Annotated in this window: 13 protein-coding genes, 1 pseudogene and 1 riboswitch; all 14 genes and pseudogenes read right to left on the reverse strand. The window is 32.3% G+C overall.

The window, feature by feature from the left end:
• Positions 1-56 precede the first annotated feature (56 nt).
• Positions 57-1361, reverse strand: coding sequence for a nucleobase:cation symporter-2 family protein (locus KQI49_RS05240; protein ID WP_216487306.1), 1305 nt, complete (start codon positions 1359-1361; stop codon positions 57-59).
• A complete protein-coding gene (locus KQI49_RS05245; RefSeq protein WP_216487307.1) occupies positions 1358-1942 on the reverse strand; it encodes a xanthine phosphoribosyltransferase in 585 nt (194 codons plus the stop codon). The genes KQI49_RS05240 and KQI49_RS05245 overlap by 4 nt, the downstream gene beginning before the upstream one ends.
• Before the next feature lie 276 nt (positions 1943-2218).
• A riboswitch (purine riboswitch) is annotated at positions 2219-2320 on the reverse strand.
• 70 nt (positions 2321-2390) lie between these two features.
• A pseudogene (rhuM, locus tag KQI49_RS05250) lies at positions 2391-2810 on the reverse strand (RhuM family protein).
• 581 nt (positions 2811-3391) lie between these two features.
• Positions 3392-4354: a TIR domain-containing protein gene (locus KQI49_RS05255; RefSeq protein WP_216487308.1), complete on the reverse strand. Its 963-nt coding sequence runs from the start codon at positions 4352-4354 to the stop codon at positions 3392-3394.
• 14 nt (positions 4355-4368) lie between these two features.
• A complete protein-coding gene (locus KQI49_RS05260) occupies positions 4369-6771 on the reverse strand; it encodes a sacsin N-terminal ATP-binding-like domain-containing protein (protein ID WP_216487309.1) in 2403 nt (800 codons plus the stop codon).
• A gap of 123 nt (positions 6772-6894) precedes the next feature.
• Positions 6895-8193: an AbiJ-related protein gene (locus tag KQI49_RS05265; protein WP_088051590.1), complete on the reverse strand. Its 1299-nt coding sequence runs from the start codon at positions 8191-8193 to the stop codon at positions 6895-6897.
• Positions 8194-8430: 237 nt separating this feature from the next.
• Positions 8431-11562, reverse strand: coding sequence for a type I restriction endonuclease subunit R (locus KQI49_RS05270; RefSeq protein WP_216487311.1), 3132 nt, complete (start codon positions 11560-11562; stop codon positions 8431-8433).
• Positions 11563-11573: 11 nt separating this feature from the next.
• Positions 11574-12719 (reverse strand): restriction endonuclease subunit S, encoded by a 1146-nt coding sequence (locus tag KQI49_RS05275; RefSeq protein WP_216487313.1) that lies wholly within the window; start codon positions 12717-12719, stop codon positions 11574-11576.
• Complete coding sequence (locus KQI49_RS05280) at positions 12703-14265, reverse strand: type I restriction-modification system subunit M (protein WP_216487314.1); 1563 nt, start codon at positions 14263-14265, stop codon at positions 12703-12705. Before KQI49_RS05280 ends, KQI49_RS05275 begins: the two co-directional genes overlap by 17 nt.
• 152 nt (positions 14266-14417) lie before the next feature.
• Positions 14418-16355 carry an N-6 DNA methylase gene (locus tag KQI49_RS05285; protein WP_216487315.1) on the reverse strand — a complete coding sequence of 646 codons (1938 nt, stop codon included), beginning with the start codon at positions 16353-16355 and terminating at the stop codon, positions 14418-14420.
• Positions 16356-16427: 72 nt separating this feature from the next.
• Positions 16428-16730 (reverse strand): DUF2325 domain-containing protein, encoded by a 303-nt coding sequence (locus KQI49_RS05290; protein WP_216487317.1) that lies wholly within the window; start codon positions 16728-16730, stop codon positions 16428-16430.
• 155 nt (positions 16731-16885) lie between these two features.
• Complete coding sequence (locus tag KQI49_RS05295) at positions 16886-17209, reverse strand: hypothetical protein (RefSeq protein ID WP_216487318.1); 324 nt, start codon at positions 17207-17209, stop codon at positions 16886-16888.
• A 236-nt stretch (positions 17210-17445) separates the two neighbouring features.
• Positions 17446-17793, reverse strand: a complete 348-nt coding sequence (locus tag KQI49_RS05300) for a recombinase family protein (RefSeq protein WP_216487320.1) — start codon at positions 17791-17793, stop codon at positions 17446-17448.
• Positions 17794-17915: 122 nt separating this feature from the next.
• Positions 17916-18128 carry a helix-turn-helix domain-containing protein gene (locus KQI49_RS05305; protein WP_216487322.1) on the reverse strand — a complete coding sequence of 71 codons (213 nt, stop codon included), beginning with the start codon at positions 18126-18128 and terminating at the stop codon, positions 17916-17918.
• Positions 18129-18204 lie beyond the last annotated feature (76 nt).

Below are 18204 nucleotides of genomic sequence, written 5' to 3' on the forward strand. Positions count from 1 at the left end.
GTTTCTATCTACTCAACGTCAGTTTTTCATATAAAGGAATAATTTTAAAATAGAAGTTAAACTTCTTGTTCTGTCAATTGTTGATCCGGCTGTGAAGAAGGGCGTTTTGAAAAGAATGGGCGCATATTAAATATGATATTTAACGCAATAGCTGTAACACTTCCTGCAACAATCCCGTTATTTGTTAAGATTTGTATCCCCGTTGGTAATACAGAGAATAAATCAGGTACCACTGTGACTCCAAGCCCCATTCCCACCGAACAAGCAATAATCATTGAATTCTCTGGTGATTCGTTGATGACCTTTCCTAGCATCTTGATTCCTTGTGATACAACCATGCCAAACATGGCAAGCATCGCACCACCTAGTACAGATGTTGGAATAACTGTGGTTAATGCTGCAAATTTTGGAATTAAACCAAATACAACTAAGATCATCCCCGCTACGAAGATCACTTTACGTTTTGTTACACCAGTTAATTGAACGAGACCGACGTTTTGTGAAAACGCAGTATATTGAAAGGCATTAAAAATTCCTCCTAACAATACGGCAATACCTTCAGCACGGTAACCTTTTGCTAAATCTTCTTTTGTTAATTCTTTGTCGGTAATATCACTAAGTGCAAAATAAACACCAGTAGATTCCACTAATGAAACCATGACAACAAGACACATAGTAATGACAGCGGAAATTTCAAATGTCGGCCTGCCAAAGTAGAGTAGTTGAGGCATATGGAAATAAGATGCATCCATAACGGCATTAAAATCAACTTTTCCAAAAACAGTTGCGACTGTAGTACCGGCAATAAGACCAATGATGATCGAAATAGAGCGAATAAATCCTTTGGAAAAACGATACATTAAAATAATAAAAGTCAAAGTCCCAAACCCTAATAACAGATTAATTGACGAACCAAAATCACTTGCTCCTTGTCCTCCAGCTAAATCATTAATCGCAACAGGTATGAGTGTTAAGCCGATAATGGTGACCACACTTCCAGTGACAACGGGAGGGAAAAAGCGAACTAACTTGCCAAATACAGTACTTATTAAAATAACAAAAATACCTGAAACAATAATCGCACCGTAGATGGCAGATATACCAAATTCCCCACCAATCGCAATCATTGGTCCTACCGCTGTAAACGTACACCCAAGAACAACTGGTAAGCCGATGCCAAAGAAACGATTGCTTGAAATTTGCAATATGGTTGCGACACCACACATAAAAATATCAATGGCTACGAGGTAAGTAAGTTGTTCGGTCGTGAGTCCCAGTGCACCGCCCACAATGAGTGGGACTAAAATTGCTCCTGCGTACATGGCTAGTACATGTTGCATACCTAATGCTGCTGTTTTCATCGAGGCGAATCCTCCTTAAATGTTACCTTCCCATTTTCTAAAGATGAAATAACTGCTAAAGATTCAACCCGGATTCCTTGTTCCTCGATAATCTTTCTTCCACTTTGGAATCCTTTTTCAATAACGATGCCAACTCCTGCTAATGTTGCCCCCGATTGCTCTACCATGTGAATTAAACCTTGTGCCGCTTGGCCATTTGCAAGAAAGTCATCGATAATTAATACAACATCATCGTTTTTTATATAATCCATCGATACAGAAATTGTACTTGATTCTCTTTTCGTATAGGAATAAACTTCTGCACTATACAAGTTATCAATTAGTGTTAACGATTTACGTTTCCGTGCAAACACAGTCGGCACACCTAACTGTAAAGCTGTCATTACCGAAGGAGCTATTCCCGACGACTCCAATGTTAATATTTTTGTAATGCCATCATCCTTAAAGCGAGAAACAAATTCCTCACCAATCCCTTGCATTAATTCAGGATCTATTTGATGGTTTAAAAATGAATCTACCTTGAGTACAGAAGCCGATAAAACCTTACCTTCATTGACAATCTTTTGCTTTAATCGTTCCATATTTATCCCCTTCCAATTAAAGTGAAACTTCATTCAGTGTAGGCTTTTGTTCTTCCCCACTGAATGTTCGTTGAACGAATCGGGCGATTACTGACTGTTGATTCCCATTATATAATTCTTGACTTATCTCAAATCATTGAAGTCGGGGTCTTACAGCCAGTTAACCTACGAAAAAAGCTCGGGAATGATACTTCCACAATTATGAAGAAGTAATCATTTCCGAGCATGAAATCTGTCTCGAAATAAAAAGATAGACTTTGACCATATTGGTAAAATCGTCTTTTAGCTACTTTTCATAGTCAGTTCATTTACGGTAAACTGGTAGAAACTTGCAGGCCCTATCCCTGCGATTATATGAAAATAATATTCGATTTAAATGTAATAATTATAACATGAATTCATTATATTACAAGCTACCTTTAAAAAGTAGAGCTAATTCTATTAAGGCTTATGATGTAGAAGAGAATAGATGGTTAGCAAGTAAAATGACCATATTGTCTCTAACAAATTTTGTCGTTATTTTTTGAACAGTTGCAATAAATTCCTGTGTTACTTCTGCTTTAGGATCATAATCTACAGATGTAGAATAAATGTCTGTAATCTTTTGATAGAACCTTTTCTCCGAAGCACGAATATCCCGAATTCGTTTAAGTAATTCATCAAAATAGCCTTATCCAAAATACCACATTTCTTTCAGGCGATCATCATCCATCGAGAATCCTTTGACAAGATATTCATTTAAACATTCTGTTGCCCACTGGCGGAATTGAGTGCCTCGATGAGAACGAACACGGTAGCCGATTGCGAGAATCATTTCAAGGTTATAGTGCTTTGTCTTATAATTTTTACCATCTTTCGCAGTTGTCAAGTAAAACTTGACAACTGGATTCTCATCTAACTCCTTCTCTTCAAAGATATTTTTTATATGAAGGCTTATATTCTGCTTAGTCGATTAATACAAATCGACAATGGCCTTTTGCGTCATCGAAACTGTTTATTTTCCAATCTAACATCTATTTTTGTATTACCGTCTTCAATTTGATAAATTAAAACATTATTACCGCTTTTCATGCTTATCACTCCTCCCCTTGTTATTCTATTTTCAATTTTCATATCATTTATATTTGAAAATAAAACTAAGAAACAGAACGTTCACTCCCGTTTTAGCGTGACTTTCCTTTTACAAAATGAAACCTCTTAAACTCATTTTAAAGTCCAAGAGGTTACATATTAGCAAGTATTTATCTGTTCTCGTAAGGGTTTTATTTACTCAACTTTCACCCTTTGTTTTACCACTATTTGTGATACGGTTCACCCTTATTGTTTGAGAGGCAAAAATAGGCATTGGTCCATTACCGAGCCTATTTTCCAACTTTAAATTCATTTGTTGTAACAATGGTCTTTATTACATCTTTGCAATGTCTAAAATGAGTTGGTCAAACTCTTTAATTAATTTCTCATTACTATATCTTTAAAATCTGTTTCATACATTTCCTTAAAATTCCTACCTACTCTATCATTTAATAATGCAATAAAATCATCAATTGCAGGCAATATGGATTCTAACTTTCTTAAATCCAAAGCAATATTAGCCATCATAGCTGGTCTAAGATTGGCTTCCTTAATACTTTGTTCTAACCTTGTTTGCTCATCAGACCAATAACTCAGATAAGCTAATCTACTTTCTACACTATAGATATTTGCTTGATAATTCTCATATCTATTTTCTTCTTTATAAAACTTATAATCATCACTATTTACCACTATGAAAAATAGCTTTTTTTGATAATCTATATCTTTCATTAATTGAGTAATTTCATACATACAATTTAATGATTTTATATACGCGCTGGTCACTAATGCAATAATAACATCATGATTTCTGATAGTTTGCATAAACTCTGATAAACTGTCCCTATACTGAGTGACATTTATATCGCGAGTAGTTTCTAAATTTTTATATAAACTTATTTTCTCTTCTATAAGATTTACAAGATCACTATCTTTATGTGCATAGGAAATAAACACCTTCTGTACTTTTAATTCTTCAAGCGCTCCATTACCATTAATCCTGTAAGGCACTTTATTTACTTTTACTAATTCATCAGATTTATTCACAGAAATAAAAAGAATACTAGCATCTTCTATGGTCAAATATCCACTTTTTATATTTATACTGCCTTCTATCAAATCTTGAATTCGTTCTAAATCAACTTTAAATGGGAACTTCTTCAATTCCAGCCTTTTTGCATCATCTCTGATTCCAAATATTATATCCCCTCCATCACTATTCGAATATGCAGAAATTAATTTTGCTATTTCTTCATCACTAGCAATTGGGTGTATGTATGTTGTATTCTTCCTATCATTTTCACTTATTTTATTTTTAATATCTTCAATTGTTCTAAACACGAAAAATTACCTCCTCATAATTTTGTCAAAGGAATTCTTGAAATACCTGTTGTTTTTAGAAGATCTCCTAAAGTAATCATTCGTTGCACTTCTCCATCATCGGTCCACAACTGATAATTAATATCATCTAAAGCCTCTAATTCTTCTTCATAATAAAATATGATTTTTTGATAGTCACTTGGTCGAATAACAATTCGTATATCAGTTCCTTTATACTTAGCTGGAAATATCGTTTCCGAATATCTCACTTTCATCCATCCCTCAATAGTTGGTGGAAGTATATAATCCGAAATAGTGCTTAAATATTGATATATATTTTGTATACTCCTGTTTATCAACCCTTCAACATATCGTTTTAATTCTTCAGATGAAGTCACTACATGCTTTAACTGTTCAATAATATCTTCTCTACTTAGTTCTGAGTTAGAAATAATCTCCAATACCTTATCACGATTACTAATAATTTCATCTAATTCTTCATACTTAATATTATTTTCCTCTATTTTTTCGGCAATTTTATATCTTCTTAAATTTTCTTCTGGAGTGGATAACATCATCCTTTTAGGATATAAATTTCCAAACCACTCTATAGCTTTTTCCTGATTTGATATGAACCAATTGGTTAATTTATTAAATATATTTTGAATATGTTCCTTTCTTTCTATTCTATCAATGGTTTCTTTGGAAAGAATTTGTGAAACTCTCTCATCAATTTTCTCGGAACATTTTTCACTAGTTTTTACTCTTTTAGGATTCTCTTGGAAGTATCTTTCAAAAGCAGTAATTTCTTTTATTAACAATGTAAATAGAATATTCTCTTCTAATAAGACTAAGATATTTTTTAATTCCCAATCAATATTATTATCTAAGTAAATCCTCTCAAATTTAACGAACTCATTGTTTTGATTCGGAACAAAAGCTGCTGTAACAACTTTATCGATACCTGCATCTTGAATCCAAAGGTTATAGAACATATTTAACCATTCTAATATATTTCCATTGGTCAAATAGGAATTTAATTTTTCTATATTAGAATCTTTAAAAAAGGTGTCATTTATCCAAGAAAACGGGACATTTGTGCCGAAAACTTTGGCCCAACCTTGATATGTATTTTTGGTAGGTATAGTTACTCCCTTAAAATTAGATAAAATATCCCAAAAAAGATCTCTATTCTCTTCATCTATAGTTAGTGGTATCCCTATTACTATTTGGTCACTACTATTTTTAAATGCTATTCTATTAGAACCTCCTAAATCGTTATGAAGAGGGATTATTGGCTTCTTTTCAATATATTTTTTAATTTCTGTATAACAATATTCTTGAATATTTGACTCATTGGACTTATTTAATATACATATGTTAAATTCATTTCTAGTACTTTTATGCTCTAAACAATAACTTATCAACTCTTTAAATAAAGATACTGCTTTTATAATTAATTCCATATTAGCTTCATTATTATCTCTTATAGCATTCCTATCTCTTTCAACTTCAAATATTGCTGAATTAACTATGATAGGAAAACTGAATTCCTCTGTACCAACTAAAGGAAATTCACAAAAGACTTTAGGTATTGAAGAAGAAATGGGCAAGAAATGTATTTCATTATCAATACGTTCAATAGCACAAGCAATTGTTACACTATTATCATTTAATATTAGTAATTCTCTATTTCCATTTGGACCTTCAATCTGTACCAGCTTTACTTTTTCATTTATAGAAGAAGTTAATTCTTTTACTTTTCTATAAACATCCCCATTGCATGTAATAGAATTAATATTATTATTAAAAGCCAACACATAAGGCATGGTCTCATTTAAATCCTTTATACCTTGTTCTACCGCCTCCATAATTTCCACATCGTCTTCTATTAAGTAAATGAATTTTGTATCATCGTAATGATCTTTAAGTTCGCTTTGACCGTTATTCAAAATTCCTAGTTGTTCCAACATAATTTTAGTATTTGTTTTTATATCACTATATTCATTTCCAGTTCTATCAACAGTAAAATCTAGTTTTGTATAATTATGTTCTTTTTTTACAAATGATCCCTCAATTTGTACTATCTCTGATAATAAATGCGTTGACATAAAGCCCGTCCCAAATTTACCAATCTTTTTTTCTTCTGAACTTTGTTTAGAAGAGATTTGAGTAATTAAATCTAAAAGATTTTCATATGAAAAAGGTAAACCATTGTGACTAAATATTACTTTATTGTTCGCATAGTCTATTCCAATGTCTATCTTTTCATTTTTGGGGGTACAATCCGAAGCATTTTGAATCAACTCCCATATCCATCTGCGCCTAATAATCTTTTTTGTTGCTTCTGTGGATTCTCTTATTTTTTTCAATTCATCCCAAATGGTATTAGAACTCGCATCTAATACTTTATTCATCAAAATTTCTTCATTGGACATGACAATAATTAAACCTCTTTCAGTAATTTTTGATTAATTAAAAGCCTACAAACTAAAGAAAAAGTATCCTAAATACGTTGCACCAACAGGGTTACCTACACCAAAAGTTTTAGTAACCAGTATTTAGCTAGTTACTACACTATCCAAATATTGAATCGCAAATGAAATTAATGAAAGGCAACGTTTATAAAAGTAATCATAGTGTCTATTATCCTCAATATCTATTTTTGTAGTTTCATGATGCCGGATTCTAAAATTATTACCAATAACAGTAAGTTCACGAAACTCCTTTTCAAAAATCTCTTGATATGGTGCATTATTATTGCTCATATCCCTTATAATTCTTTTTATTGATTTCTTCTTATCTAATGTCGGAGAGTAATATGTCTTCAACCTTTCAAAAGCATCCCAGAGTTTTTCAACGGCAATTTTCAAATTACCCTCGTCATAATATTTTGTGGCTTCCTGAAGTAACTCCTTGAGTCCTACCTCTTCAATTGAAGCTAGTGTTGTTTTCTTAATATGACTATCAAACGTGCCTATAATCTTGCCGTTATCTAACTTCAATGCAATATCATTGAGCTTCAATATTGTATTAATCTTAGCGTCAAAGTCGTTGGAACAGCTATGTTTCGCAAAAAGTTCGACTACATCCATCACACAATAAGGTGAACTTTTTAATATAAAATTTTGTAGGTTATTAGTTTCAACGTACTGATTTTGGTCATTGTAGCACTTAGGGATATAAAACTGCCGTATATCATTAAATACTTCTTCACTTATTAGGATATTGTAAGAAAATCCTGTTTCATCTGTTTTCTGATATTTGTCATTATATCTTTCTAAAAGTTGAAAAATCTGATTTCTCACATCACGTTTAATTGATAATGATATTCTTTTCTCTTTTATTGCTTTTAAATTTCTCTGAGAGTAAGGAATAAATATACTATTTTCTTCTGGCTGAAATATTCTCCACCCAAAGATATCACGGTTAGATATTTTTTCCGCTGGATAAAGTTCATATCCATCATTTCGCAACACTCTGTTTACCTCATCAAGAAACTCCTTCCAATATCCTTTTTCATACCTAACTACAGGATGAAATATCTCACAAATAAATTTCAAGTATATTTCATCACTACCGTTTTTTAGTTGGAATCGTTCATCCTCAAATACCCAACAAATTGGATAATCATCATTGTTTACTGTGTGATGCCATATATCATCTTCGGCATTTGAAAACCTTAAATCCAAACTTGGCATACTTTTCAAATCATATAATCTTTTGAGAAAGTCAATTTCATCCATTCGGCCAAAATAAAGATAAGTAACATTTCTCGTTTCAAATAGGTCCCATATATCAATTCCATTTCTAAATATATCAAGAATATCACGCTTTGTTATCTCAGTAATTCGGTTCATGATCTAAAGCCACTCCCCTTATCTTTAACTTTGTATTTGAGAGTTATCTGTTCATAGAATATAGGAACAGTAACTCAGGGATATAAAACTGTCAGCCATATAAAAAAGTTACTCCACCTAACTTCTTTAAAATGACTGACATTCGATGTTCCTAATATTTACATAAACACTATCTCGTGGAATATCCTAACCCCTAACCCTTTACTTCAATTATGTTTCACCTTAAAGTTTGCTTAGTTACAAATTCATCTTTAAATTTTCAGCCTGTTCTAATACTTCTTTATAGGCGGTATCCAATGAAACAGGAGGATACCCATTATTAGCTAACAATAGAATTAAATCTACTTGTAGTTGGGCTTTTATATCTAATCTAGTATTCCAATCTGTATATTGAGATTTATCTTCTACTATTTTTTTAACCTCTCTTGAAAGTTGGATTAACTTTTCTTCAGGATACTCAAATTCAAATGTATCACGGACATACTTTAAGACATCATAAAACGCCTTTTCTTCATAGTCAATTCCTAGCTTTTCAAATGAATTCTTTTCCTCTTTCAATTGTTGCATTAGGTCTGAAAGCTGCTCTGCCACTTCGTCAAGGACTTCAGATGCAAAGGCTTCTTCCTTACGCCTATCATTGTATGTGGCAACTAGTCTTCTTAATCTTTCTTCAAATTCTACCCCTTTTATCCTATTAACCTTTTTGAAGTTCTCTATTGATTGCCTTAATAACTGTTGTAGAATCTTAATTTTAGTATTTGGCTTTATAATTGCGTTAATTCTTGCTAGGTATTCATCACTAAAAATATCGATTTCGCTATTCTTAGTTTTGGTATCCTTTCCAATTTCGTAAATTTGTTCTACCCCTTCTGAAGTAATAGCTGCCTCAAGTAATTCCCTTACCTTAGCATTCATTTGCTGTAAATCAGGTGCGACTCCTTTTGTTAATTTGAATAAAACAGATCGAACCGCAGTATAAAAGGAAATATTATCCCTATCTTCATTGCTAAATTTATCTGATGTACTACATAAATTAAACGCACTTTTTAACCTTTTGACTGAATACATAAATCTATTTTCTAACTCCTCGGTGACTTGTATAAATTCAACTGCATCTTTTAATACCTGCAATTGATCAAGAGAATCCCCAAAGAAATATTTATTTTTATTAAATCGATAAAAGATCTTATCTAGTACTTCTAATTCATCTCGAACAATTTTAATTGCCTGTGATATATCTGGTAATTCCTCAGTTTGGTAGTTGGTATATTGTTGCATTGCTTCATTTAAACTCTTCTTTATTCCAATATAATCAACAATTAATCCGCGTTCTTTTCCTTTATAAACTCGGTTAACACGTGATATCGTTTGAATTAAGGTGTGCTTCTGAATTGGTTTATCTATATAAATCGTATCAAGTGACGGGACATCAAAGCCTGTCAACCACATATCCACGACAATAGCAATTTTAAAATTTGAATTTACTTTCTTAAACTCCTGAGCCAAATCACTTCTATACTTTGAATCTCCAAGCATATCATAAAGCTCTTTTTCATCATCTTTATCCCTTGTCATTACTAGTTTCACTTTTTCAATCGCTTTGGTTTCTGTATTGGAATCACCAAGCTTTTTTACAATAAACCATTCAGGGCGGATTTCTTTTAATATTTGATAAAATAAGTACGCAGTTTCCCTACTAGAAGATACAAACATTGCTTTTCCTTCAACTGTTGCCCCTTCTTCTACACGATTTTCGTAATGTCTGACAAAATCATCTGCAACTGCCCTTATCCTATCTGGATCAGAAAGTATAACTTGAAGAGTAGCAACAGTTTTTTTACTTTCCTCAATTTGATACTCGTTTGCCCCTTGTTTTTCGGCTATAATATAATAATCCTCAATCCTTTGTAAGCTACTTTCATCAAGGTTTACCTTTGCAGCACGCCCCTCATATATAAGATCTACTGTAATACCATCACGAACTGACTCTTTCATCGTATATGAATCTATTACGGGGCCAAAAACATTTATTGTGGCATCGACAGGAGTTCCGGTAAACCCAACAAACGTTGCATTTGGAAATCCATTATGCAAATACCTTGCAAATCCATAACTTTGTTTTACTCCATCATTAGTAATTTTAGTTTTCTTATCAAGATTTGTTTGAGTTCGATGAGCCTCGTCTGAAATACAGATAATATTAGTCCGTTCCGAAAGTAAGTTAGTATCTTCAGAGAACTTTTGAATTGTTGTTAGATAGACACCTCCACTTTGGCGCCCAGTTAATTCTTCGCGTAAATGCTGCCTTGATTTCACACTTAAAATAGTATCATCACTGATAAACTTCTTTGATTCTGCAAACATTTCACCCATCTGATTGTCTAAGTCTGATCTATCTGTGATAATCAAAATAGTCGGGTTCCGCATAAAACTATCCTGCATCATTAGTCTAGTTAAAAATAACATTGTATAACTTTTACCAGATCCAGTAGCCCCAAAATAAGTACCACCTTTTCCGTCACCATCAGGTTTCATATGGCTTTTAATATTTTTAAATAATTTACTTGCTGCGAAAAATTGTGGATAACGAACAACTATTTTATTTTCCTTTTGAGAGTCATCCGGGAAATATATGAAATCTTTTATAACTGCCAACAATCGACTCTTATCAAATAACCCTTCAATCATTGTAAATAAGGAATCCAAACCATCTACCTCTTTAGAATCCTCGTCAATTCTCCTCCATGCATAAAAATATTCTAGTGGGGAAAAAATTGAACCATACTTATTGTTTACACCATCACTAATGACTGTAAACGCGTTGTATTTTAATAGTTCTGGAATCCCTCTTCGATAACGGATAGTAATTTGATTGTAAGCATCTGTAATCGTTGTGTCTTCTTTTATTGCAGACTTAAATTCCCAAACAACAAGAGGTAGACCATTAATGAAAATTAAAACATCTGGACGCCTTGTTTCTTCGGAACCTTTAATTGTAAATTGGTTAATAACACGCCACTTATTATTATCAGGATTTTCAAAGTCAATTAGTGAAACCACAAAGTCTTTATCTTCTTGGTTTTCTCTATTTAAAATAAATCCATCAGAAATTTTTGTCATTACTTCGCGGTTTGCGTCATATAAAGGGTAGGGAGAAAGGTTAGTTAAAGATGACACAATACGATTAATTTCTAAATCAGTAATACCAACCTGTTGATACTGTTGAGCTAAAAAGTCTTTTAAGTCTTGTTCCAAAAGAACTGTTTTATAATTCCTAGCAATAGTTGATCCAAGTGAATAATCATAACCTTGCTTTTCTAATAGCTTAATAATAGAATCTTCTAATCGTGCTTCATCAAAACTTGCCATTTCAACCCCTCCTATACATTTACTTCATTCATTTCTTCTACAACCCCCCTTATTAATATGGGAGCCAAACCTTTTACTTGCCTTTCATACTTTTCTATGAGTTCCATCCTGCGATGCAATACGAGGTGAATTTTAACAATAGCTCTCTGCTCCTCAATCGTAGGAAGCGGTACTTTAACGTCGCACATATCTTCCCAGCTAAACACCTCTCTAGCACTTCCAATTGAATGATAACGAGCATAACGATCAAATTCAGAACGATTGAACCACAGGTATAAAAACTCAGGCATTATTTTACTCTGATCCTTAATCTTAAATACCGTATAGATACTAGAAATTAAACATGGAGAATCATTGTTCAATGCCAGTGCAATTTTATCCCCTCTTCTTGATGTATCAGGGACATAAGCAAATTCCCCTTTTAGCATAACTCGATAACTATCAAGTTTTACCCCATTTAAATTTGCATTTGTTGGTATTAAAACTTTTGAGGTAGATATACCTCTTACATCGTACTTATCAAGCATCTTATCCAAGTGTTTGTTTCTTAAATCACTTTGTTCAATAAACTGACCAATCTTCACATGAGGTCTTTTAACCTTAATATCATCAATAAAGGACTTTGTAATCTTATTTAAATCATCTAAACCATTTTTCAAGTATTCTACATTCTGATTTATTGAATTATATAATTTGACTACCACCTCTTGTTTATCAATAGGTGGTATCGGAATTTCGATTTCACAAAATCGCTCCCAATCCAAACTTGCACGAACACTACCATCACTGATAAACCAACCGTATCTATCCATTTCCGAACGTAAAAAATTCATCATTAGATATTCTGGTAACAGAACTTCTCTATCCTTCACAGCAAATGTTAAATATGCAGGTGAGATTATTGCTGGCTCTTCATTTTGATATAGGACAACCCGAACAGCTTTATCCCGCCCTACTTGCATTGGAGAAAATGCAAACATTCCCTTTTCAACTACTTTGTACTTTGACAAATCTGTACCAGAAACATTTGCTACAGAAGGAATAAAAGTTTTATCAATTCTTATCCCCATTAAATCTTTTGCGGTATACTCATTTCGAATATTCCTTTTATCAACTAACTCAATGTAATCACCTATTTTTTTATATTCTAATTTCATAACCTAACCCCTTAAATGCATCCAAAATATCTTGCTGAGATTTTTTCTCTTCACCTAACAGATCGGCAAATTCTTTCTGGATTCTTTCCATCTCTTCTTGATAATTTAATCCTAAATCACGATCCACAAATTCAATGTATTTACTTGGGGCTAAAGAGTAATCATGGGCTATAATTTCATTTTTATTTGCTGAGTAACATAATTCAGGAATATCCTGATATTCAGTCCCCTTTTTCCAATTATGATAAATATTTGTGGCCCTATTAATTTCTTCATTAGTTAATTCTATAAATTTCTTCTCGTATTCAACACCCCACGTTCTTAAATCCATAAAAAGAACTTCATCTTTATGGTCACGAATTACCACTTCATTACCATTAATCAATGAATTTTGAGAACCTTTGTTTTTATTTATTATCCAAAGAGTAACACTTATATCTGTGCTATAAAACATATCTCTTGGCAAGACTACAATAGCTTCTACTAAATTGTTTTCTATTAAGTTTTTCCGAATTTTATATTCTACACCACTCGCATTTAGCGCACCATTAGCTAGTAAGAAGCCTGCTATACCATTAGTTGATAATTTTGAAACAATATTTAATATCCAAGCATAATTAGCATTACTTACTGGTGGAACATCGTAACCTTGCCAACGTTCATCTTTTAAAAGCTCCTTCTCTCCACGCCATGACTTTAAGTTAAATGGTGGGTTTGCCATTATATAGTCTGCTTTTAAATCTTTATGAAGGTCTTTTGCGAACGTATCTGCAGGCTCATCTCCAAGATTTGCTCCGATACCACGTAAAGCAAGGTTCATTTTTGCTAATTTAAAAGTTTCCCTGTTTTGTTCCTGTCCATAAATCGATACGTTCTTTTTATTTCCATTATGGCTTTCAATAAACTTCATTGATTGAACAAACATCCCACCAGATCCACAGCAAGGATCATAAACAATTCCTGAATATGGATCAATCATATTTGCAATTAGATTCACTATACTTTTAGGCGTATAGAATTCCCCTTTTTTTCCTCCATCAATTGAAAACTTTTGTAAGAAATACTCATAAACGCGACCAATCAAATCAATTTCTGGATTCTTTTGAGTATCAATTTTATTTATTGCATCAAGTAAAGATGATAATTTTGACCTTTCTATACCTAAGTTGGAATAGAAATTATTATCTGGTAGTGCGCCCTTTAAAGATTCATTGGTACTTTCAATATCACTCAATGCTTTATCAATTTTAATAGCTATATCGTTTTGTTTTGCATTTGCAATAATATAACTCCAACGAGATTCTTCAGGGAGATAAAAAACATTATCCTGTGTGTAAAAGGCTGGAATATCAACGAATGCTTCTTGCCCTTTGTCTACTAATTCTTGTCGTTGTTTCTCAAACTTATCACTAATAAATTTTAAAAAGATTAAACCTAAAACAACGTTTTTATAATACGCAGCATCAACTGTACCACGTAACTTAACTGCTGTATCCCATAATTGCGCCTCTATTGACTTTTCTTCTTTAATCTTTTTTGCAGCCATAATAATCTCCCCATCTTTAAATAGAATTTATAACTTTTTTCATAAATATATAATAAATTTTCGCCTAAGCTCTAGAACATCATAACTTACAAGAAGGTAAATTGTTGGGAGTCAGCCCATAAAATATTGTAAATGAGCTGACTTGCCCTCCATTAATCTAAACTTTCAATCACCCTATCAATTCCCATCTTAGTATAAGCACCTAACTTCCCGTGCTTTAATACTTCATTTGCTTGTTGAAGCAATTCCATATATCTCAACTCAGCATCTTCTACTGTCCGTATTATCTCCTCTTGTCCAATTAATTCAATATCAGGAAACTCAATATCCTCAATATCACGTGTAGTTATTGCCTTTACAGCTCCACCCTTTTTCATTCCCTCAATAAGAGCCACACCAACTGGACTATCAAGGAAAACTTTAATGTATTCCGGCTTATATGCCTTATCCTTAATTCTAATTCTTATAAACATATTTGATAGTACTAAAGGTTCGTTATGGTCGGGAACGATTGCTACTTTATAAGCCGTTCCACGACTAGCAATAATAATGTCACCACTCTCAACCAAATAACGTTCAACATTTTTAACTGGAATTACTTCAATACTTTCTAAGTCTATTTTACCATCTTCTACATCCTTTAGTTGGATAACCTTATATCCTTTTTGGCCTTCTTTAATTGTATTCTTTGCTGGTAAGTTAACTCCGCGCGATAATTGGGCTATTTCTTTTAAAGTCCTCTTATTTTTAACCTTTTCATCATATACAGCTTTATTTATAATGACATCACCAAATTGGGTTTCTACTGTTTGGCTTGTAAAATAATGGTTTGGATTTAGATTAAATTCACTCTCTATAATCTCCGTTAGGTTGGCAACTTTCACATCTTCTGTGTCTGTTGAAGATTGTTCATACATAGCAACAATCGAATCAATATTTTCTCGTGTTAAATAATTTTGTGAGCGACCTTTGCTTGTAAACTGTTCCTCTGCATTTATAAATAAAACTTGCTGCTTTCTACTTGATTTCTTATTATTATTTAATACCAGCAACACGGTTTGAATTGCAGTATACGACAAGAGTTTATTAGGTAATAATACAATAGCCTCGATCAAATCATTGTTGACAATATATTCTCTAAATGCCCTTTCAGCATGAGAGCTTCTTGATAATACTCCTACAGGAACTATTAATGCGGCTTTTCCTGTTTCAGTTAATGAAGCAACTGTATGTTGTAAAAACGCTAGGTCACCATGCATTTTACCGGTTTTTCCCATTCTACCGCTAAAGCGACCATAAGGATCATAATCCATCATTTGTATATTGTTTAATTTCAAGCCAAAGGGTTGATTCATCGCTATATAATCAAACTGCATTAAATTACTATCATTTTCTATAAATGCGGGAGAGAACAATGTATCACCTTTTGCAATTTGAAATCGTGATAAGTCGATTCCATTTATGAGTGCGTTCATGTAAGCTAGAGCAACATTAGATTCATTTATCTCTTGCCCAAACATTGAAATGTCATTATTGAAACGATAAGTTTCAATTAACGATCCCCCAATTCCTGCTGCTCCGTCGTACACACTACCGTTAGAAGGATTTAATATTTCTATCATGAGTTTATTTAACCCCTGTGGTGTTACAGATGTTCCTAAATCTCTTCCTTCACTTTCCATTAGTCGTTGTATGAGATGTAAGAAATATTGACCAGTTAATTTTGTATCTTGAAACTCTTCTATTGTTAAAGAACTTTGGTCCATAAACATTAGGCAATCATAAAGTACGTGGTCCCCTATCTTTGAAAGAGAAAAATTACTAAGTAAATCTAGATTAAACTCATTATTATTCACGATCTTATGAAATAACTCGTCAATAAGATTTCCTATATTATAGTGAGAAGAACTGATTCTTTCCCACGAGATATCATCTGGTATAGTTATTGAATGATTTTCATTTACTAACAAGAATTTTGCTGTAAAAATTCTACTTCCTACTTCATGGTATTGATAAGACTGTACCTCTCCTCTGAGTCGTTCGCCAATTGCCCTACTTGCTTTATTTGCTCTTAACTCAATGTTATCCATATAAGTAACAACTCCTCACTAATGTATTAACTTTATTCTAATAAGGTATTCCAAATTCCTTTTAATTATCTTTTAATAAAAAGCCACGTTCTCGTGGACAGCATTTATAACACTAGAAATTCCTTTACTGCGGTGATAAACCACTTTAATTCCAAATTTATCTGCAACATCTTTAACTGCATACATTGTACCATGAGATACGGCTGATAGTATAACTATAACACATTCAACATCTTTTAATAAGTTGCTGAAATAATTTTTTGTCCCTTTTCTTTTTATTCTTCCATCATGATATTTTAACTCAAAATTTAATGTCTTTAACTTGTTCTCGTATCCATTTTTATTATCAGCACCAATAATGGCCACCTTTTTCATATTACTCACTCCATCTCTTAAATTTCTAATTCCTTAGTAACATTTAAATATGTAGTAATCTGTTGACGTTTACTACTTAATAAGTCTGCTAGTAACTTAACGTCTGAAGGTGTTACCTTTGCCATTCTACTAATGTGTTGATTTCTCGTATTACCTTATCTATTGACATTCTTTTTCAGGACTGTCTCAAATTTTACTAATTTCCCTCTAGGAGTGGTCCTAAAGTTATTCAATCCCATTATGCTTAATAGGGTATTGAACTTTACTGCTTTCTTTTCATGGTTAACGAATTTAACAATTGGTGCAAATATAGACCTAGAATCCATGTCAACAGTTTCAGTAACAAATCCAATTTCCTCAAATACTTCCGAAAGGTATTTCAAATTCCTCTTTTGTTCTTGTAAAAATAAATCACATTGAAACATTCTTTGGCTATTTGTCGTCACTATTCTACTTCTTTCTGCAATTGTTCTATTCATAATAGAAGCCCTCCCAATATTTTATAAATTTTTAAATTCATTTTTCTGTCTAAAATAGTTATACCATAAATCACCAATACTTGTAAAGAGTATTTATAATTCCTTTTTAAAATATTTATGATTTTCCTTTTAAAGATTTAGTATTCTTGCATTTATAATAGCAAAAGAGAAGACAATTAACAAATGACGAATTGCCTTCTCTCAATATATTACTGTACAAACATTATGGTTTATTACTAAAGTATGTTATTGTTCAAGAAAGTATTAATTTGATTATCTACTGTAACAATATGAACTTTATTTTGTTCACGTAGCTTTCTAAATATATTAGATAGATAATCAGGATTTCTTGAAATTCGTGCTGGATCACTAACAATAATAACATCAATTTTCCCTTGTTTTGCATCTTCAACCATTTTATGCAGATTCTCATTCATATCAATCCCAAAACCAATATCAGCATAAACAGAATCTAATTGCCAATTATTTTGGGCAATAAAATCCTTAATCATTTCCATTTGAATTAGTAAAGAAGTATAATTATCTTCTCTATTTGCAGTTCGAAAGTAAGCAACACATTTCATAATATAAACCTCTCCTTAAATTTTTAAAAATAGATATAGTAAAATCAATCTTTTTAACCTTGTCAGTATCACTGGTCCAATTTTGTACTTTAAGAATTGAGCTATGTTCCTTTCTACTTTGTTTATTTTTTAATCTGAAAAACATCATGAAATTCTAAACCCAACTGATCTGATATTTTCTTTGCAACTGCTGGGCTAGGGTTTTTCTTATGATTAACAATTTGGTTAAAGTAATTTTCACTTAATCCGGTATGTCTCGAAAACTCACGTTGGGAAAACCCCTTTTCAATTAACATTGCTCGTAGTTTATCGGAATCTTTAACAATGATTTTCATGTTTTATTTTTTCCCTCCTTTAGTTAAATGCGTGTTCTTCAAGATAAATAAAAAGAGAAAACCCCCTTTAAAAGAC

Origin of the sequence: Virgibacillus sp. MSJ-26, assembly GCF_018918075.1 — a bacterium.
Lineage (GTDB): Bacteria > Bacillota > Bacilli > Bacillales > Amphibacillaceae > MSJ-26.